This window comes from Micromonospora sp. HUAS YX12 (genome assembly GCF_040215685.1).
GTDB lineage: Bacteria > Actinomycetota > Actinomycetes > Mycobacteriales > Micromonosporaceae > Micromonospora > Micromonospora tulbaghiae.
Genome location: NZ_CP157974.1, coordinates 6,355,808 through 6,374,186 on the forward strand (window position 1 = coordinate 6,355,808; position 18,379 = coordinate 6,374,186).

Annotated in this window: 14 protein-coding genes; 7 read left to right on the forward strand and 7 right to left on the reverse strand. The window is 72.3% G+C overall.

All coding sequences use genetic code 11. The annotated features are described in order from the left end of the window. Window positions 1-3 precede the first annotated feature (3 nt). Complete coding sequence (locus ABIH81_RS30145) at window positions 4-1,407, reverse strand: HAMP domain-containing sensor histidine kinase (protein WP_349878225.1); 1,404 nt, start codon at window positions 1,405-1,407, stop codon at window positions 4-6. Then, the gene (locus ABIH81_RS30150) at window positions 1,404-2,060 is read right to left on the reverse strand and encodes a response regulator transcription factor (protein WP_349878226.1); all 657 of its coding nucleotides are present in this window, start codon (window positions 2,058-2,060) and stop codon (window positions 1,404-1,406) included. Before ABIH81_RS30150 ends, ABIH81_RS30145 begins: the two co-directional genes overlap by 4 nt. A 95-nt stretch (window positions 2,061-2,155) precedes the next feature. Between ABIH81_RS30150 and ABIH81_RS30155 the strand changes: the two genes are divergently transcribed. Together ABIH81_RS30155 and ABIH81_RS30160 are read left to right on the forward strand one after the other, a co-directional pair. Next, complete coding sequence (locus tag ABIH81_RS30155; protein WP_349878227.1) at window positions 2,156-3,265, forward strand: sigma-E factor regulatory protein RseB domain-containing protein; 1,110 nt, start codon at window positions 2,156-2,158, stop codon at window positions 3,263-3,265. Window positions 3,266-3,506: 241 nt separating this feature from the next. Continuing rightward, window positions 3,507-5,732 (forward strand): AAA family ATPase, encoded by a 2,226-nt coding sequence (locus ABIH81_RS30160; RefSeq protein WP_349881249.1) that lies wholly within the window; start codon window positions 3,507-3,509, stop codon window positions 5,730-5,732. A gap of 160 nt (window positions 5,733-5,892) precedes the next feature. On the opposite strand, the gene ABIH81_RS30165 is transcribed toward ABIH81_RS30160, so the two are convergent. Further along, window positions 5,893-6,315: a hypothetical protein gene (locus tag ABIH81_RS30165; protein ID WP_349878228.1), complete on the reverse strand. Its 423-nt coding sequence runs from the start codon at window positions 6,313-6,315 to the stop codon at window positions 5,893-5,895. Window positions 6,316-6,632: 317 nt separating this feature from the next. Between ABIH81_RS30165 and ABIH81_RS30170 the strand changes: the two genes are divergently transcribed. Next, complete coding sequence (locus ABIH81_RS30170) at window positions 6,633-6,965, forward strand: hypothetical protein (RefSeq protein ID WP_349881250.1); 333 nt, start codon at window positions 6,633-6,635, stop codon at window positions 6,963-6,965. 60 nt (window positions 6,966-7,025) lie between these two features. Here ABIH81_RS30170 and ABIH81_RS30175 read toward each other — a convergent pair whose 3' ends face one another. The 3 genes from ABIH81_RS30175 to ABIH81_RS30185 form a co-directional block, all read right to left on the reverse strand. Then, window positions 7,026-8,012, reverse strand: coding sequence for a sporulation protein (locus ABIH81_RS30175; protein WP_349878229.1), 987 nt, complete (start codon window positions 8,010-8,012; stop codon window positions 7,026-7,028). Between the two features lie 103 nt (window positions 8,013-8,115). Then, window positions 8,116-8,892, reverse strand: coding sequence for a DeoR/GlpR family DNA-binding transcription regulator (locus ABIH81_RS30180; protein ID WP_349878230.1), 777 nt, complete (start codon window positions 8,890-8,892; stop codon window positions 8,116-8,118). Between the two features lie 34 nt (window positions 8,893-8,926). Further along, entirely contained in the window at window positions 8,927-10,936 is a 2,010-nt protein-coding gene (locus tag ABIH81_RS30185; RefSeq protein ID WP_349878231.1) for a beta-galactosidase, read from the reverse strand. A 279-nt stretch (window positions 10,937-11,215) separates the two neighbouring features. Here ABIH81_RS30185 and ABIH81_RS30190 point away from each other — a divergent pair, with 279 nt between their 5' ends. The 4 genes from ABIH81_RS30190 to ABIH81_RS30205 are packed head-to-tail and all read left to right on the forward strand — an operon-like array spanning window position 11,216 to window position 16,611. Further along, a complete protein-coding gene (locus ABIH81_RS30190; RefSeq protein WP_349878232.1) occupies window positions 11,216-12,547 on the forward strand; it encodes an ABC transporter substrate-binding protein in 1,332 nt (443 codons plus the stop codon). 22 nt (window positions 12,548-12,569) lie between these two features. After that, window positions 12,570-13,526: a sugar ABC transporter permease gene (locus ABIH81_RS30195; protein WP_349878233.1), complete on the forward strand. Its 957-nt coding sequence runs from the start codon at window positions 12,570-12,572 to the stop codon at window positions 13,524-13,526. Then, on the forward strand, window positions 13,523-14,404 hold the full coding sequence (locus ABIH81_RS30200; protein WP_349878234.1) for a carbohydrate ABC transporter permease: 882 nt from the start codon (window positions 13,523-13,525) through the stop codon (window positions 14,402-14,404). Before ABIH81_RS30195 ends, ABIH81_RS30200 begins: the two co-directional genes overlap by 4 nt. Beyond that, window positions 14,401-16,611, forward strand: a complete 2,211-nt coding sequence (locus ABIH81_RS30205; RefSeq protein WP_349878235.1) for an alpha-galactosidase — start codon at window positions 14,401-14,403, stop codon at window positions 16,609-16,611. Before ABIH81_RS30200 ends, ABIH81_RS30205 begins: the two co-directional genes overlap by 4 nt. A gap of 88 nt (window positions 16,612-16,699) precedes the next feature. On the opposite strand, the gene ABIH81_RS30210 is transcribed toward ABIH81_RS30205, so the two are convergent. Then, a complete protein-coding gene (locus ABIH81_RS30210) occupies window positions 16,700-18,088 on the reverse strand; it encodes a cellulase family glycosylhydrolase (RefSeq protein WP_349878236.1) in 1,389 nt (462 codons plus the stop codon). Window positions 18,089-18,379 lie beyond the last annotated feature (291 nt).

Here is an 18,379-nt window from a genome sequence, read left to right on the forward strand (position 1 = left end):
CCGTCACTCCGCGTCCGGCTCGGCCAGCGCGGGCAGCCGTACCGTCACGCGCAGCCCCGGCGCGGCGGCGCCGGGCGTGGCGTCGGCCAGCTCCACCGTGCCGCCGGCCCGGCGCACCAGCTCGCGCACGATGGCCAGGCCCAGGCCGGCGCCGCCCGCGTCGCGGGCCCGCGCGTCGTCGAGCCGGGTGAACCGGGCGAACACCCGCTCCCGGTCCGCCGCCGGGATGCCCGGCCCGTCGTCGGTCACCGTGATCAGGTGGTACGCACCGTCCGGCCCGCTCACGGCCAGATCCACACCGGTGTACGCGTGCCGCAGCGCGTTGTCCACCAGGTTCACCAGCACCCGGCGCAGCTCCGACGCGTCCCCCTCGACCCACCGGGGCGCGTCGGGCGGCGTCAGCCGCACCGGCGGTGACGGATAGCGCGCGGCCACCGCGCGCAGCAGCTCACCCAGCTCCACCGGGCCGACCGGGGACGGCCGGGCGTCCTGCTCGTCGAGGCGGGCCAGCAGCAGCAGGTCGTCGACCAGGCGGCTCAGCCGCTCGGTGTCGGCGAGCAGGTCGTCGGCGACCGCCGGCCAGTCGGTGTCGTCGCCGAGACGCCGGGCCACCTCCAGCTCGGTGCGCATGTTCGTCAGCGGGCTGCGGAGTTCGTGCGCGGCGTCGGCGACGAACGCCCGCTGCCGGTCCCGGGACGCGGCCAGCCGGTCCAGCATGTCGTTGAGCGTGACCGCGAGCCGGTGGATCTCGTCCTGCCCGGCCGGTACGGGGAGCCGCTCCGCCCCGGCCCGCCCGGTGATCTCGGCGGCGCCGCTGCGCAACTGCTCGACCGGGCGCAGCGTCGCGCCCACCACCCGCCAGGCCACCACCCCGAGCCCGGCCACCAGCAGCGGGAAACCGACGAGCAGCAGGTTGCGGACCACGTGCAGGCTGTGCCGCACGTCGGTGAGCGACTTGGCCACGAGCACCGTACGCGGCTCCTGCGCCGTACCGGCCGGCACCGTGACCACCCGGACCGGGCCGGGCATGCCGACGCGCCGCCCGTCCACCACCAGCCGCTGCCGCTGCCCGGGGCGCAGCTCGGCCGGGCCGAGCATCGGCACCAGGCGGTCCGCGTCGATCGAGGCGGCCCGGATCCGGCCCTGCCCGTCGACCACCTGCACCCGCAACTGCCCGCCGGCCACCGGCAGCGGATCCGGCAGCGCGTCCTCGGCCGTCAGCAACGCCACCGCGTCGGCGGTACGCAGCGCCTCCTCGTCGACCGAGCGCTGCAGCGTCCAGCCCAGCGCGCCGAGCAGCAGCGCCCCGCCGAACGCGAACCCGACCACGAGCCCCAGCACACCCAGCGCGAGCAGCCGGGCCCGCAGGCCCAGCCGCGGCAGCGGGCCGCGTATCCATCGGCTCATGTGGCCAGCCGGTAGCCCGCGCCGCGCACCGTCTCCAGCCGCTCCCGGCCGATCTTGCGGCGCAGGTAGCCGACGTACACCTCCACCGCGTTCGGGGCGGTGTCGACCGAGGCGTCCCAGACGTGGTCCAGCAGCTCGGTCTTGGAGACCACCTCGCCGGGGCGGCGCATCAGGTAGTCCAGCAGCGCGTACTCGCGGCTGGTCAGCACCACCTCCGCGTCGGCCCGGGTGACCCGGCGGCGGGCCGGGTCCAGGCGCAGGTCGCCGACGGTGATCACGGCCGGCCGCCGGGGCGCGCCGCGGCGCAGCAGCGCCCGCAGCCGGGCCAGCAGCACCACGTACGAGAAGGGTTTGGTCAGGTAGTCGTCGGCGCCGCAGTCCAGGCCGTCGGCCTGGTCGTACTCGCCGTCCTTGGCCGACAGCATCAGCACCGGCAGCCAGCGCTGCTCGGCGCGCAGCCGGCGCACCACCTCGTACCCGGAGAGGCCGGGCAGCATCACGTCGAGGATCATCGCGTCGTACTCGCCGTGCCGGGCCGCGTCCAGCCCCTCCGGGCCGGTGGCCGCCACGTCGACCACGAAGCCCTCCGCCGACAGGCCCCGGCGCAGCGCCGCCGCGAGCCGCGTCTCGTCCTCCACCACCAGCAACCGCACCGGTCCAGGGTGCCACCATGGGGTCACCCGTAGGGGATCTCCTCAGCGTGGTCACAGCGACGATCGCGCAGCATGGTGCGCAGGAGGTGCACACTATGTCCGTGATGAAGAACCGCGCCGTGCTGCGCTGGCTGGTCCCGGTGACCGCGGGGGTCGCCGTGATCGGCGGAGGCGCCGCGGTCGGCACGTTCGCCGCCGGCGCCGACCCGGCGCTGCCGCCGCGCAGCGCCGCCCAGCTCCTGGAAGACCTGCGCACGTCCCGCCTGGACGGGCTCTCCGGCACCGTGGTGCAGCGCGCCGACCTCGGCCTGCCGCCGATCGCCGCGCTCGCCGGGCGGGCCACCGGCAACGAACTGGCCGCGCTGGTGTCCGGTACGCACACGCTGCGCGTCTGGTACGGCGGCGAGGACCGGCAGCGCCTCGCCCTGGTCGACACGCTCGGCGAACAGGACATTCTGCGCAACGGGCGCGACGTCTGGACCTGGAACAGCCGGGAGAACACCGCGACGCACCGGGTGCTGCCGGCCGACGCCCCGGACCGGGCCACCGTGCCGGCCACCCCGGCCGACGCCGCGGACCGGGCGCTGGAGGCGATCGACCCGACCACGGCGGTCACCGTCGGCCGCACCGCGACAGTGGCCGGGCGCAGCGCGTACGAGCTGGTGCTCACCCCGCGCGACAAGGCGTCCCTGGTGCACCAGGTCCGGATCGCGCTGGACGCCGAGGAGCACGTCCCGCTGCGCCTGCAGGTGCTCGCCGACGGCCAGGACGAGCCGGCGTTCCAGGTGGCGTTCACCCAGGTCGACTTCCGCACGCCGGAGGCCGACCAGTTCCGGTTCAACCCGCCGCCCGGCGTGAAGGTCACCGAGGCACCGGCCGACGAGCGGCCCGGACCGGCGGGCAAGCGGTTCGACAAGCCGGACGCCGAGCGGCCGGACGTGCGTACCGTCGGCACCGGCTGGACCACGGTGGTGGTCGCCAAGATCGGCGACGCGGCGACCGGCGGCGGCGCGAAGCCCGGCGCGGACGCGCCGGATGCCCAGATGCTGGCGCAGGTGCTCGGTGACCTGCCGAAGGTCAGCGGCGACTGGGGCAGCGGCCGGCTGCTCAGCGGCAAGCTGTTCAGCGTGCTGCTGACCGACGACGGCCGGGTGATCGCCGGTCTGGTCACGCCGGAGCGGCTCTACGAGGCGGCCAAGGGCTGAGACATGCCGTGCCCGGGGCTCGGTCGGCTGACGCCGGCCGGGCCCCGAGTCGTGTCCGGGCTTGGTCGGGTGGCGGCCGACGCGCTATCTTTCTCAGTTCAGGCACAAAAAAGGAATGGCTTCTGAATGCCATTCCTGCGGCAATTTTAGTCAATGAGGAGCCGGATTGTCAACGCACTCCGACGTGTCGGCTGACCTGCGCCAGGACGACGAGATCGGCCGGGAACAGGAATACGTCTCGATGCTGTACGACCGGCTGGACGGCATGCGGGACCAGGCCGCCCGGCGGCTCGACGAGGAGTTGCGCCACACCGGTGGCACGCAGCAGGCCCGGTCGCAGCGCGACTCGACGGTGGCGATGTACGCCGACCAGGTCGAGCAGTTCTCCGCGGTGGAGAGCGGCCTGTGCTTCGGCCGCCTCGACGGCGACGACGGCGCGGTCCGCTACATCGGCCGGATCGGGATCTTCGACTCCTCCGGGGACTACGACCCGCTGCTGATGGACTGGCGCGCCCCGGCCGCCCGCCCGTTCTACCTGGCCACCGCCGCCAACCCGCAGGGCGTACGCCGCCGGCGCCACCTGCGTACCCGCGACCGGAAGGTGACCGGGCTCAACGACGAGGTGCTGGACATCGCCGCCGCCTCCCCCACCGCGCACGAGGAGCTGACCGGCGAGGCGTCGCTGCTCGCCGCGCTCAACGCCGGGCGCACCGGCCGGATGCGCGACATCGTCGAGACCATCCAGGCCGAGCAGGACCGGATCATCCGCGCCGACCTGCCGGGCGTGATGGTGGTGCAGGGCGGGCCGGGCACCGGCAAGACGGCCGTGGCGCTGCACCGGGCCGCGTACCTGCTCTACACCCACCGCCAGCAGCTCTCCACCCGCGGCGTGCTGCTGGTCGGCCCGAACGCCACGTTCCTGCGCTACATCTCCCAGGTGCTGCCCACGCTGGCCGAGACCGGCGTGCTGCTGCGTACCCAGGCCGACCTGTTCCCCGGCGTGCACGCCCGCCGCGCTGAGCCGGCCACCACCGCCGCGCTCAAGGGCCGCGCGGTGCTGGCCGACGTGCTCGCCGCGGCGGTCCGCGACCGGCAGTGGGTGCCGGACGAGCCGGTCACCATCGAGCTGCCGCAGCGGGAGGTGCTGACGCTCGACCCGGAGACCGTGCGGCAGGCCCGCGACCGGGTACGCCGCACCGGCCGCCCGCACAACCTGGCCCGCGCCCTGTTCGACGTGGAGATCGTGCACGCGCTCGCCGACCAGGTGGCCGAGCGGATCGGCGCCGACCCGCTGGGCGGGGAGAACCTGCTCTCCGAGGCCGACCGCGCGGAGATCCGCCGCGAGCTGCGCGAGGAACCGGAGATCCGGGCCGCGCTGGACGAACTGTGGCCGGTGCTGACCCCGCAACGCCTGCTCGCCGACCTGTACGCCTCGCCGGAGCGGATCGCCACCGCCGCCCCCATGCTCACCGACGCCGAACGGGCCGCGCTGCACCGCGAGCCCGGTGGCTGGACGCCCGCCGACGTGCCGCTGCTGGACGAGGCCGCCGAGCTGCTCGGCGAGGACGAGCGCGCCGCCGTCGCCCGCCGGGAGCGGATCCGGGCGCTGGAACGCGAGTACGCCGAGGGCGTGCTGGAGATCTGGCGCGGCTCCCGCTCCATCGACGTCGAGGACGAGGCCGACGGCGGTGAGATCCTCGGCGTCACCGACCTGATCGACGCCGACCGGCTCTCCGAGCGGCAGGAGGAGTCCGACCGGCTCACCACCGCCCAGCGCGCCGCCGCCGACCGTACCTGGGCGTTCGGGCACGTGATCGTGGACGAGGCGCAGGAGCTTTCGCCCATGGCGTGGCGGCTGCTGATGCGCCGCTGCCCGAGCCGGTCCATGACGATCGTCGGGGACGTGGCGCAGACCGGCGCGCTCGCGGGCACGCCGTCGTGGGGCGAGGCCCTGGCGCCGTACGTGGCGGACCGGTGGCGGCTGGAGGAGCTGACGGTCAGCTACCGCACCCCGGCCGAGATCATGGCGGTCGCCGCCGACGTGCTCGCCGAGATCGACCCGGCGCTGCGGCCACCCCGCTCGGTACGCGCCACCGGCGTACCGCCGTGGGACCGGACCGTACCGGCGGACCGGCTGGTGACGGAGCTGGTCGAGGCGACCGCCGAAGAGACCGCGTCGCTCGGCGACGGGCGGCTCGGCGTGCTGGTGCCGACCGGCCGGGTGGCCGAGCTGGGCGGGGCGGTGGTGGCGGCGCTGCCCGAGGCGACGGTGGGTGAGCAGCCGGAACTGGCGAACCGGGTGGTGGTGCTGACCACCGAGCAGGCCAAGGGCCTGGAGTTCGACTCGGTGCTGGTGGTCGACCCGGCCCGGATCGTGTCCGAGTCCCCGAGGGGCAACAGCGACCTCTACGTGGCCCTCACGAGAGCCACCCAGCGCCTAGGCATCCTCCGCACCCCCGCTGCCTGACCCCCCCGCGCCCGCCCGCCCTTGCCCCGTCGATCATGAAGTTAGCGGCGATGTGGATCTCCCCAACTGCCGCCAACTTCATGATCGACGGAGTCGGCGGCGAGCAGAGGGGACGTGTGGGGCGGCCGGAGGCCGCCCCACCGATCTTGGCGCTGCTCGGTCAGCCTGGGTTGGGGCGGTTGTTGGTGAAGTTGCCTACCTGGGCTCCCGTGGCCGAGTTGTCGCTCGTCGAGCCGCCGGCCGGGGTGCTCAGGCCACCCGTGCCGGCGTCACCGGTTGTCGTCGGCGCGACCTTGCCCGGGTGCTTCTCGGGCTGGCGGGCCAGGCGGCGCGCACTGGCCGGGCCGGCCGTGCCACCGGTCGTGGTCACCGCGCCCTGGCCCCCGGTGGGTCCGCCGTCGCGCAGCACCGTCGGGTCGACGGGTACGTCCGCCGGGTCGTCCGGGTCGAGTTCCTGCCGCATCCGCTCGACGTCGGTCTGCGGCACCGTGACCTCGTCCAGCGCGCCCTCGCCGTACACGCCTCCGGCGACCCGCTGCTCGGCCCGCCGGGCGGCGTCCTGCCGCATGTCGTCCTCACGCACGTCAACCACCTCGCAGCTCTCTCGGGGTATCGGTGTTGCGTGCCCGAGGCTGGGTGGCTGAAACCGGAACCAGCGGCGGGAGGCCGGGAAGGCGCCCGGATGTCCGGTTCGGGAGCGCGGCGGCCATCAGATGCCGAACGGCGGTTACCTTGTCTCCGGCCCCGGGTAGACCCCGGGTGCCCCCGCCACCGAGCGCGAACCGCGCCGTGGCCGACCTGCGGTAGCGGGGCGAGGGTGTGCAGGTTAACGACTCATCAAATCCTGAGGAGGACCAGATGAGCACGCAGGCTGCATCCACCAGGCCGATGAACCGGCCGATGTCCGACGTCCAGAACCGGTCGGGCATGCAGGACACGTCGACCCGGCAGATGCCGTCGATGCACGACGGTCACCGGGAGAACATGCCGTCTCCGGGTACGGAGACGAAGCAGGCGTTCCTGACCACCGAGTTCTGGGTGTACGCGGCAGCGGTCGCGGTCGTCGTGATCGCCGCGTTCTGGCGAGGCGCCGCCACCAACGGCCTGAACATCAACAACCCGAACCAGGCCTGGTGGTACCTGACCGCGCTGACCGGCGCGTACCTGATCAGCCGTGGCCTGTCGAAGGCGGGCAGCGCGCGCCGCTCCAGCAGGGAGCGCCGCGGGCGTTGACCGACGCCGCGCAGACGGCGACGCCCCCGGGATCCGTCCCGGGGGCGTCGTCGCGTGTGCTCACTCCTCGCCGAAGTCCCCGGAGTCGTCGCCGCCGTCGAACGCGTCCTCGAGCATCTCGCCGGCGATCATGCCGCCGGCGACACCCAGCGCGGCGCCCGCCACCACGCCGCCCATGCCCGGGCCGCGCCGCCCGTGACCGGCGTATCCGTGCTGACCCGGGTAGCCGTGGCCGCCGTGCGGCATGCCGAAGCCCTGGGCCCGCAGGCTGCCGTAGCGGCCGGTGGTCTCCCGCAGCCAGCCGTCGACGACCTGCACCCAGTCGGTACGGGCGGCGTCGCTGTGCGGGACCGAGTACCGCCCGACGACGTCGTGCCCGGCGCTGAGGAAGCCGCCGCGCTTGTCGCACTCCAGGATCACCTCGACGCCCTGCTGGCTGGTCACGAACGTCAGCTCGACCTCGGTGACCGTCTGCGCGTACTGCGGCGCGGCGAAGAACTCGATCTCCTGGTAGAACGGCAGCGTCTGCGGCACGCCGTAGATGTGGCCCCGCTCCAGGTCGGCGTGCTTGAACCGGAAGCCGAGCGCCTGGAACGCCTCCAGGATCCGCTCGTGGATCGGCAGCGGGTGCACCGACACCTGGTCCAGGTCCGACTTGTCGACCGCGCGGGCCACCGCCAGCTCGGTACGCAGGCCCATCGTCATGCCGTGCAGGCGCTGGCCGTACACGTCGGTGATCGGGGTCTCCCACGGCACCGGCATCTGGAACGGGATGGAGAGCTGCTGCTTCGGGGCCAGCTCGAAGGCACCGCTGACCGGCATCCGGTGGAACTCCATCACGCCCGCGAACTCGTGGTCGCCGCTCTCGATCTCGACCCGGGTCACCAGACCGATGTTGATCTGCTCGATGCGGGCCGGCGCGTCGCCGCCGACCAGGTTCACGTGCCCGTCCAGGGTCAGGCCCGGCCGGGTGTTCGGGTTGCTGAGCACCGTGTCGACACTCGGGCCGCCCACGCCGAACGCGCTCAACATCTTCTTGAAGACCATCGGTCACTCCCGTGCAACTGCGCTCCGACATGGACCGTCGGGCACTTCGTCAGAGCACCCTAGACGGCGGGGCTGAGAACTGTCTGTGAGGCACGCCGTGGCCTCAGTCCGCCGGGACCACCACCAGCTCGCCGACCTGCTCGCCGAGCTGCCGGCGGGCCTCCGGGGACAGGCCCGCGTCGGTGATCAGCACGTCGGCCTCCTCCAGCGGGGCGATGGTGGCGATGCCGATGGTCTCCCACTTGGTGTGGTCGGCCAGCACCACGAGCCGCCGGGCGGCGCCGATCAGCCGCCGGTTCACCGCCGCCTCCAGCAGGTTGGGCGTGGTGAATCCGGTACGTGGGTTCATCCCGTGCACGCCGAGGAAGAGCAGGTCGACGTTGAGCGCGGCGATGGCCGCCTCGGCGACCGGGCCGGTCAGCGCGTCCGACGGGGTACGGATGCCGCCGGTCAGCACCACTGTCTGGTCGGCGCGGGGGTTCTGGTAGAGCGCGTCGGCCACCGGGATCGAGTTCGTGACCACTGTGAGCCCGCGTACCTCGGCCAGCCGGGCGGCCAGCGCGGCGGTGGTGGTGCCCGCGGAGAGCGCGACGGCCATCCCTGGCTCGACCAGCCCAGCGGCCCGCTCCGCGATGGCGCGTTTCTCGGCCTGCTGGCGGACCGACTTGGCGGCGAAGCCGGGCTCCTCGGTGGAGCCGGGCCCGGCCAGCGTCGCGCCGCCGTGCACCTTGTCGATGAGGCCGCGGTCGGCCAGCACCTCCAGGTCGCGGCGGATCGTCATGTCGGACACCCCGAAGCGGCTGACCAGGTGACTGACCCGGACGCCGCCGCGCTGGCGGATCAACTCCAGGATGGCGCTCTGCCGTTGCTGGGCGAGCATGGGAACCTCCTCGGCGCGAACGGCCACGTACCGGTCAGGCGGTCGCGGGCACCGGCGCGGGCTCCTCGCGGACCACCGCCACCTCACCCGCCGGCACCTCCAGCTCGCCGTCGCAGCGGGCGCCGCCGAGCAGCTCGACGCCGCTGACCGCCAGCCGGGCCGGCTCGGTGGTGTGGTTGACCACGAACAGCCAGCTCCGGTCCGCCGAGCGGCGGCGGACCACCTCCACCCCGGCCGGCGCGCTCACCGCTGGGCGCACGCCGGTCTCGGTGAGCAGCCGGGCCACCAGCCGGTCGGTGGCGTCGTCGTCGAGCCGGGTGCCGACGTACCAGGCGGCGCCCGCGCCGACGGCGTTGCGGGTCAGCGCCGGCACGCCGGGCAGCGGCCCGTCGGTGTACGCGGCCAGCACCTCGGCGCCCTCGGCGTGCAGCCACTCGGTCCACACGTCGGCGCGGGCGCCGTCGTCGAGGCGTACCGTCTCGCCGGCCCGCAGCGGGAAGAACTCCTCGACGCGTACGCCGAGCAGGTCGCGGAACGCGCCGGGGTAGCCGCCGAGCCGGATGTGGTCGTGCTCGTCGACGATGCCGCTGAAGTAGGTGACCACCGCGGTGCCGCCGGCCTCCACGAACCGGCGCAGCGCTGCGGCGTCGGCGTCGCGGACGAGGTAGAGCGTGGGCGCGAGGACGAGGCGGTAGCGGGACAGGTCGGCCGACGGGTGCACCACGTCGGCGGTGATCCCGGCCCGCCACAGCGCGGCGTGCAGGGCGGACAACCGGTCGGTGTAGGTGACGTCGACGCTCGGGTGGGAGTCGAGTTCGGCGCCCCACCACGCCTCGTAGTCGAACAGGATCGCCACGTCGGCGTCGACGCGGCTGCCGCGTACCTCGGCCAGCGCGCGCAGGTCGGCGCCGAGCCGGCAGACCTCGCGGAACACCTTGGTGTCCGGGCCGGCGTGCGGCACCAGCGCGGAGTGGAACTTCTCCGCGCCGGCCCGGGAGGCCCGCCACTGGAAGAACAGCACCCCGTCGGCGCCGCGCGCGACGTGGGCGAGGCTGTTGCGGCGCATCTGACCGGGCGTCTTGGCCACGTTGCGGGGCTGCCAGTTGACCGCGCTGGTGGAGTGCTCCATCAGCAGCCACGGCGCGCCACCGGCGACGCCCCGGGTGTGGTCGGCCGCGAGGGCGAGGCCGACCTGCGGCTGCGGGTCGGCGGCGGTGAGGTAGTGGTCGTTGGCGACCACGTCCACGTCGGAGGCCCAGGAGTGGTAGTCCAGGTACTTGATGCCGGTGCCGATCATGAAGTTCGTGGTGACCGGCTGCGGGACGAGCCGGTTCAGCAGCTCCCGCTCGGCGCGGAGCTGGGCGCGTTGCTCGTCGGAGGAGAACCGCAGGAAGTCCAGTTGCTGGGTCGGGTTGGCGAACGTCGGCGCGGTACGCGGCGGGTTGATCTCGGCCCAGTCGTGGTAGCGCTGGCTCCAGAACGCGGTGCCCCAGGCCGCGTTGAGCGAGTCCAGGTCGCCGTAGCGCTCGCGCAGCCAGCCACGGAACGCCTCGGCGCTGACGTCGCAGTAGCAGTGCACGTTGTGGCAGCCGAGTTCGTTGGAGACGTGCCAGAGCACGACGGCGGGGTGGCGCGCGTACCGGCGGGCGACGGCCTCGACCAGGGCGAGCGAGTGGTCCCGGAACACCGGCGAGCTGGGGCAGTACGCCTGCCGGCCGCCGGGCCAGAGCACTGTTCCGTCGGCCCGGCGGGGCAGCGTCTCCGGGTGCCGGTGCGCCAGCCACGGTGGCGGGCTGGCGGTGGCGGTGGCCAGGTCGACGCTGATGCCGCCGTCGTGCAGCAGGTCGATTGCCCGGTCGAGCCAGTCGAAGACGTACCGCCCGGGGGTGGGCTCCAGCAGGGCCCAGGAGAAGATGCCGACCGAGACCAGGTTGACCCCGGCCCGGCGCATCAGTTCGACGTCCTCGGCCCACGTCTGCTCGGGCCACTGCTCCGGGTTGTAGTCCGCGCCGCACCAGAGGCCCTCGCCGTGCCAGTTCCGCATGACAGCAGAGGTTGCCCCCGAACAGCACCCAAGTCAACACTTTCCAACATCGACAGAGGTTCCAACGTTTACCGGCTCTTTGCCCTGCCTTACCGCTGACGGCGTCGTCTTTTTGCCCTCTTGACAGCGCCGCACCAAGGGGTAGCTTCAAGCGCCACCGGCTGTTTGTGTTCGGACGTGTGGATTCTCGGTGGATCTGCCGCGGCCGACACGGACACCGCTCACCGCCAACGATCACGGTCCATGAGCGCAGCGCACCTCTTCCATGCAGGAGGCACCATGTCCCGTCCCCGCTCGCAAGCCGAATACCTCGCCCGGCTCGTACCCCCGTCCGTCGCCGGCCTGAACCGGCGCTCGCTGCTCGCCGGCGCGGCCGGCGCGGGGGCGCTGCTCGGCACCGGTCTGCTCGCCGGCTGCGGCGACTCCGACTCCGGATCGGGCGGTGACGCCAAGAGCGTCTCCCTCGGCTCGAACCAGTCGGACCCGAAGCCCAAGGACGTCGTCGCGAAGGTGATGGACGGCTTCAAGACGTCCTCCGGCGTGACCGTCGACATCAACACGGTCGACCACAACACGTTCCAGGAGAACATCAACAACTATCTCCAGGGCAAGCCGGACGACGTGTTCACCTGGTTCGCCGGCTACCGGATGCGGTTCTTCGCCGCCAAGGGCCTGGCCGGTGACCTCAGCGACGTGTGGGGCAAGCTCGACGGCTACTCCGACGCGTTCAAGAAGGCGTCCACGGGCGACGACGGCAAGCAGTACTTCGTGCCGGCGTCGTACTACCCGTGGGCCGTCTTCTACCGCAAGTCGGTGTGGCAGCAGCGCGGCTACGAGATCCCCAAGACGCTCGACGACCTGAACACGCTCGGCGCGCAGATGAAGAAGGACGGCCTGGTCCCGATCGCGTTCGCGGACAAGGACGGCTGGCCGGCGATGGGCACGTTCGACATCCTCAACCTGCGGATCAACGGCTACCAGTTCCACATCGACCTGATGGCCGGCAAGGAGGCGTGGACCTCCGACAAGGTGAAGAAGGTCTTCGACACCTGGGCCGGGCTGCTCCCCCTGCACCAGCCGGACTCGCTCGGCCGCACCTGGCAGGAGGCGGCCCAGTCGTTGCAGCAGAAGAAGAGCGGCATGTACCTGCTCGGCCTGTTCGTCGGCCAGCAGTTCAGCGGCGCCGACCTGGAGGATCTCGACTTCTTCACGTTCCCCGAGGTCGACTCCACGATCGGCGCGAAGGCGCTGGACGCCCCGATCGACGGTTACATGATGGCCCGCAAGCCGAAGTCCAAGGACGCGGCGCAGAAGCTGCTGACGTACCTGGGCTCGAAGGAGGCGGCGGACATCACCGTCAAGAACGACCCGAGCACGCTCGTCGCGAACAGCGGCGCGGACACCGGCGCCTACACCGCGCTGCAAAAGAAGGCCGCCGAGCTGGTCGGCTCCGCCACCGAGATCGCCCAGTTCCTCGACCGGGACACCCGGCCGGACTTCGCCTCCACCGTGATCATCCCGGCGCTCCAGCAGTTCATCAAGGACCCGAAGGACATCAGCGGGCTGCTCACCAGCATCGAGAACCAGAAGAAGTCGATCTTCACCAGCTGACGGCGGAAGGGGGAAGGACATCATGTCCGACCTGCCCCTGATCCAAGCGGATCGCGCCGTGCCGCCGCCGGCCGCGACCACCACGAACGGTGGTCGCGGTCGCCGGCTACGGCTCCTGTCCCGCACCGACCGCGTGGTGATCACGCTGATGGTGCTGGTACCCCTGTTGCTCGTCACCGGGCTGGTCTGGCTGCCCGCGGTGGCGACGGTGCTGCTGTCCGGCACGAACTGGGACGGCATCGGCCCGATCAGCGAGATCGAGTGGGTCGGGGCCAAGAACTACGACGACGTGGTGAACATCTACCCGCCGTTCGTGCCGGCGGTGCAGAACAACCTGCTCTGGCTGGCCGCGCTGTTCGTGGTGGCCACCCCGATCGGCATGTTCCTCGCCGTGCTGCTGGACAAGGAGCTGCGCGGCAGCCGCTTCTACCAGACCGCGCTCTACCTGCCGGTGGTGCTGTCGCTGGCACTCATCGGCTTCGTCTGGCAGCTCATCTACAGCCGGGACCAGGGCCTGCTCAACGGCGTGTTCGGCGGCGAGACCGACTGGTACGGCGACCCGAACGTCAACATCTGGGCCGTGCTGGTGGCGGCCGGCTGGCGGCACGTCGGCTACATCATGCTGCTCTACCTGGCCGGGCTCAAGGGCGTCGACCCGTCGCTGCGGGAGGCCGCCGCGGTCGACGGCTCCTCGGAGACCAGCACGTTCTTCCGGGTCGTCTTCCCGGTGATGCGCCCGATCAACATCATCGTGCTGGTGGTGACGGTGATCGAGTCGCTGCGCGCGTTCGACCTGGTCTGGGTCATCAACAAGGGCCGCAACGGGCTGGAACTGATCTCCGCGCTGGTCACCCAGAACGTGGTGGGCGAGGCCAGCCGGATCGGGTTCGGCTCCGCGCTGGCGACGATCATGCTGGCCGTGTCGCTGGTCTTCATCACCATCTACCTCTGGACCGTGATGCGGGAGGACAAGCGATGACCGCCGTCTCCGCCGGCCGCCGCCGCCCCGTGCGGCCCGCCCGGGTCGTCCTGCACCTGTTCCTGGGTACGGTCGCGGTGGGCTGGCTGTTCCCCATCCTCTGGGCGGTGCTCACCTCGTTCCGCTCCTACGAGTACACAGCCGCCAACGGCTACGTGTCGCTCGGCGGCTGGACGATCGACAACTACGTCACCGCCTGGCGTACCGCCGAGTTCGGCAAGCACTTCCTCAACTCGGCCTACATCACCATCCCGGCCGTGCTGCTCACGCTGTTCCTCGCCTCCTGCGTGGCGTTCGTGATCGCCCGGTTCAGCTGGAAACTCAACATCGCGCTGCTCGGCCTGTTCACCGCCGCGAACCTGCTGCCGCAACAGGCGCTGCTCATCCCGCTGTTCCGGATGTTCACCGAGATCCCGCTGCCGGCCTGGATGAGCGACTCGGAGCTGCTCTACGACAGCTACTGGGGGCTGATCCTGGTCAACGTCGCGTTCCAGTGCGGCTTCTGCGTGTTCGTGCTCAGCAACTACATGAAGGCGTTGCCGCACGAGCTGTACGAGGCCGCGATGGTCGACGGGGCGAACGTGTGGCGGCAGTACTGGCAGGTCACGCTGCCGCTGTGCCGCCCGGCGCTCGCCGCGCTGGCCACGCTCGAGGTGACCTGGATCTACAACGAGTTCTTCTGGGCCACAGTGCTCATGCGGACCGGCGACAAGTTCCCGGTCACCAGCTCGCTGAACAACCTGCGCGGCGAGTTCTTCACCGACAACAACCTGGTCTCGGCGGGTTCGGTGCTGGTCGCGATACCCACCCTGGTGATCTTCTTCCTGCTCCAGAAGCAGTTCGTCCGGGGTCTGACGCTGGGAGCCTCCAAGGGATGACGATCGTCCACCTGCGCCGCGCGCGGACCAGCCTGGTGCTCGACGCACGCGGCCCGGGGCTGCCCCGGGTCGTGCACTGGGGCGCCGACCTCGGCCCGCTGCCCGACGGGGACCTGCCCGCGCTCGTCGACGCCACGGTGCCGCCCGTGGTGCCGAGCAGCTTCGACGCGCCCACCGTGCTGTCGCTGCTGCCCGAGGCGAGCGCCGGGTGGAGCGGGCGGCCCGGTCTGGCCGGTCACCGCGACGGCCGGGACTGGTCCACGGCGTTCCGCCTCACCGGCCTCGACGTGCACGACGACCTCGCGCCGCCGCCGCCCGACCTGTTAGGAGGGGACCCTTCACATGCACCAGGCGTTAAAAAGGGGCCCTTCCTTACCTCGGGGCGGGTGGTGGTGCGGGCGGCGGACCCGGGCGCCGGGTTGGGCCTGACCGTCGAGATCACGCTGGACGCGGCGGGGGTGCTGACGCTGCGGCACCGGCTGCGCAACGACGGCGACGGCCGGTACGAGCTGCGGGAGCTGACACCGGTGCTGCCCGTGCCCTCGGTCGCCACCGAACTGCTCGACCTGACCGGCCGGTGGTGCCGGGAGCGGGCGCCGCAGCGGCACCCGTTGCCGATGGGCGCGTGGGTACGCGAGGGGCGGCACGGCCGCACCGGCCACGACGCCACGTTGCTGCTGGTCGCGGGCACGGCCGGGTTCGGTTTCCGGCACGGCGAGGTGTGGGCGGTGCACACCGCGTGGAGCGGCGACCACGTCACGGCCGCCGAGCGCCGCCCGACCGGTGAGGCCACGCTCGGCGGCGGTGAGCTGCTCGCGCCGGGTGAGGTCGTGCTGGGGCCGGGCGAGGAGTACGCGACTCCCCTGCTGTACGCGGCGCACTCGGCCGACGGGCTGGACGGGCTCAGCGCAGCGCTGCACACGCACCTGCGGGCGCGCCCGTCGCACCCGCGCACGCCGCGGCCGGTGACGCTGAACGTGTGGGAGGCGGTCTACTTCGACCACGATCTGGACCGGCTGCGGGCGCTCGCCGACGCGGCCGCCGAGGTCGGTGTGGAACGCTTCGTGCTCGACGACGGCTGGTTCCGCGGCCGGCGGCACGACCAGGCCGGGCTCGGCGACTGGTGGGTCGACGGCGCGGTCTGGCCGGACGGGTTGCAGCCGCTGATCGACCACGTACGCGGGCACGGCATGCAGTTCGGGCTCTGGGTGGAACCGGAGATGGTCAACCCCGACTCCGGCCTGTTCCGCGCCCATCCGGACTGGGTGCTCCAGGCGCCGGGCCGGCTGCCGCCGCCGTGGCGGCACCAGCAGGTGCTCGACCTGGCCCACCCGGACGCGTACGCGCATCTGCTCGGACGGCTCGACGCGGTGCTGAGCGAGCACGACGGGATCGCGTACCTGAAGTGGGACCACAACCGCGACCTCACCGAGGCCGGGCACGCCGGACGGCCCGGGGTGCACGCGCAGACGCTCGCGGTGTACCGGCTGCTCGACGAGTTGCGCGCCCGGCACCCGGACGTCGAGATCGAGAGCTGCTCCTCCGGGGGCGCGCGGGTCGACCTGGAGATCCTGCGCCGCACCGACCGGGTCTGGGCCAGCGACTGCAACGACGCACTGGAACGGCTGTCCATCCAGCGCTGGACCGGCCTGCTGCTGCCGCCGGAACTGATCGGCACGCACATCGGGCCGGAGCGCTCGCACACCACGCACCGCGTACACGACCTGGGGTTCCGCGCGGTCACCGCGCTGTTCGGCCACCACGGAATCGAGTGGGACATCACCGCGATCGACGCCGCCGAGCGGGCCGAACTCGCCGCCTGGGTGGCGCTGCACAAGCGGCTGCGCCCGCTGCTGCACACCGGCCGGGTGGTCCGGGCCGACCACCCGGACCCGGCCGTGCAGGCCCACGGCGTGGTCGCCCACGACCGCTCGCATGCGGTGTACGCGGTCAGCCGGGTGGCCACCTCGGTGGCGCAGGTGCCGGGCGCGGTCCGGCTGCCGGGGCTGGACCCGGCGCGGCGCTATCTCGTGCGCCCGCCCGCCGGGGTGCCGGAGCCGGCGCGGCTGGAGCTGTCTCCGCCGGGCTGGCTGGCCTGGCCCGGCGACGGCATCACGGTGAGCGGTTCGGTGCTGGGGTCGGTCGGCCTGCAACTGCCCGCCCTGCACCCCGAGCAGGCCCTCCTGCTGGAGGCCACCGCCGCCTGACCACCCCGCCCCACCCCGGTGATCAAGGAGTTTGTGTCTCCGTCGAGGTCCGATCGGGACACAAACTCCTTGATCACGCACTAGGGGGTCAGGCGGGGGTGCAGGTCACGGCGGGGGCGGGGTTCGTGGCCTGCCAGGTGCCGATGAAGCCGAAGCTGGTGCTCGCGCCCGCGCCCAGCCGGCCGTTGTAGTCGACGTTGCGGGCGGTGTACGCCGACCCGCTGTTGCTGACGCTCGCGTTCCACGCCTGGGTGACGGACTGCCCGTTCGCGTACGTCCAGCGCACCGTCCAGCCGGTGATCGCGGCGGCTCCAGCGGTCACCTTGACCTCGCCCTGGAAGCCGCCCTGCCACGAGTTCACGACGGTGTAGGTGGCGGTGCAGCCACCGGACGGCGGGGGCGTGGTGGTCGGCGGCGGGGTCGGGCTGGGGCTGCTCGTGGGCGTCGGGCTGGTGGTGGGGCCGCCGGTGGGGCTGGCGGTCGGGGTGCTGCCGGCGTACACCGACGCCTCGCGGGAGGTGGCCGCGATGCCGTTGGCGCCGTTGAAGATCCGCTGACCCCAGCTCGTGAGCTGGGCCGGGTTGAACGACGTGGTCATGTCCAGGTACTCCACGCCGCCGCCGTTGCCGCTCCACGACCAGCCGAGGTAGCCGATGCCGTTGGCCTGGCTGTACGCCATGATGGCGTCCTCGTCCGGGTTGCCGTCGGAGTGGTTGAAGCCGAACTCGCCGACCACGATCGGCAGCCCGGCGCTCCGGAACCGGCCCAGGTAGTCGCTGATCTCGGCGGCGGTGTCGAACACGCCGTACATGTGGATGGAGAAGACGGTGTTGCGCTGCGGGTCGGCGGCGAACACGGTGCCGGCGTTGTCGCGCATGGTGAACGACCAGTCCTGGCCCCAGTTCGGCGCGTCCACCATGATCGTGTGGGTCAGGCCGGCGGTGCGCAGCCGCTTGATCGCGTTCGAGGTGTCGGTGGTCCAGGCGCTGTAGCCCTGGTTGCCGAACGGCTCGTTGCCGATGTTGACGATGACGTACTTCTCCTGGCCCTTGAGCACGTCGGCGATGCTCAGCCAGTAGTCGGTGGCCTTCGCCAGCGTGGTGGCGGCGCCGTCCTCGCCGTATCCGGTGGTGTCGTGCACCTCCAGCACGCAGATCAGCCGGTTGGCCTTGCACAGGGAGATCACGTTGGCCACGTCGGCGGCGCTGTTCTTCGTCCAGCGGTCGCCGCTGGACAGCACCACCCGGACGGTGTTCGCGCCGAGCGCCTTGATGTCGGCGAACGAGCTGGTCTGCTGCGGGTACCAGGTGTGCGCGTGGTTGACCCCGCGCATCACGAACTCGACGCCGCCTGCGTCGTAGAGCCGCCCGTTGGAGACGGAGAACCCGGTGGCGGCGTGGGCCGGCTGCCCGAGGGCGAAGACGGCGGCGAGGGCCGTCAGCAGGGCGGCGCCCGCGACGGAGAGCAGTTTCTTCATGGCTGTCCTCAAGGGAAGGTCTCCCCCGGTGCCCGAGCGGGGGGTGCGGTGACGGTGACGAGGTGGTGGCGGCTGAGCCCGGTAGCCGCCGCCCGGTTCCCGAACGGACGCAGGCATCAGCGTAGGACGATGGAAGACTTTAGGCAACCGGTTAAGCGGGATCGGCCGGGAGGCGGCGACGCTTGACGGGTCGCATGAGCTGAACCGGTTAAGGAGCGGCGGCGAAAGCGGACAGCAGGGTTGACCCGCGCCCGGTGGGGTATCCGGGGACGATCCGCCCGGGAAGGAGAC

Excerpts from the sequence above, each read along its gene's own strand:
- ABIH81_RS30145 (WP_349878225.1), bottom strand. The coding sequence starts at position 1,407 with ATGAGCCGATGGATACGCGGCCCGCTGCCGCGGCTGGGCCTGCGGGCC.
- ABIH81_RS30155 (WP_349878227.1), top strand. The coding sequence starts at position 2,156 with ATGTCCGTGATGAAGAACCGCGCCGTGCTGCGCTGGCTGGTCCCGGTG.
- ABIH81_RS30160 (WP_349881249.1), top strand. The coding sequence starts at position 3,507 with ATGCTGTACGACCGGCTGGACGGCATGCGGGACCAGGCCGCCCGGCGG.
- ABIH81_RS30170 (WP_349881250.1), top strand. The coding sequence starts at position 6,633 with ATGTCCGACGTCCAGAACCGGTCGGGCATGCAGGACACGTCGACCCGG.
- ABIH81_RS30175 (WP_349878229.1), bottom strand. The coding sequence starts at position 8,012 with ATGGTCTTCAAGAAGATGTTGAGCGCGTTCGGCGTGGGCGGCCCGAGT.
- ABIH81_RS30180 (WP_349878230.1), bottom strand. The coding sequence starts at position 8,892 with ATGCTCGCCCAGCAACGGCAGAGCGCCATCCTGGAGTTGATCCGCCAG.
- ABIH81_RS30185 (WP_349878231.1), bottom strand. The coding sequence starts at position 10,936 with ATGCGGAACTGGCACGGCGAGGGCCTCTGGTGCGGCGCGGACTACAAC.
- ABIH81_RS30190 (WP_349878232.1), top strand. The coding sequence starts at position 11,216 with ATGTCCCGTCCCCGCTCGCAAGCCGAATACCTCGCCCGGCTCGTACCC.
- ABIH81_RS30195 (WP_349878233.1), top strand. The coding sequence starts at position 12,570 with ATGTCCGACCTGCCCCTGATCCAAGCGGATCGCGCCGTGCCGCCGCCG.
- ABIH81_RS30200 (WP_349878234.1), top strand. The coding sequence starts at position 13,523 with ATGACCGCCGTCTCCGCCGGCCGCCGCCGCCCCGTGCGGCCCGCCCGG.
- ABIH81_RS30205 (WP_349878235.1), top strand. The coding sequence starts at position 14,401 with ATGACGATCGTCCACCTGCGCCGCGCGCGGACCAGCCTGGTGCTCGAC.
- ABIH81_RS30210 (WP_349878236.1), bottom strand. The coding sequence starts at position 18,088 with ATGAAGAAACTGCTCTCCGTCGCGGGCGCCGCCCTGCTGACGGCCCTC.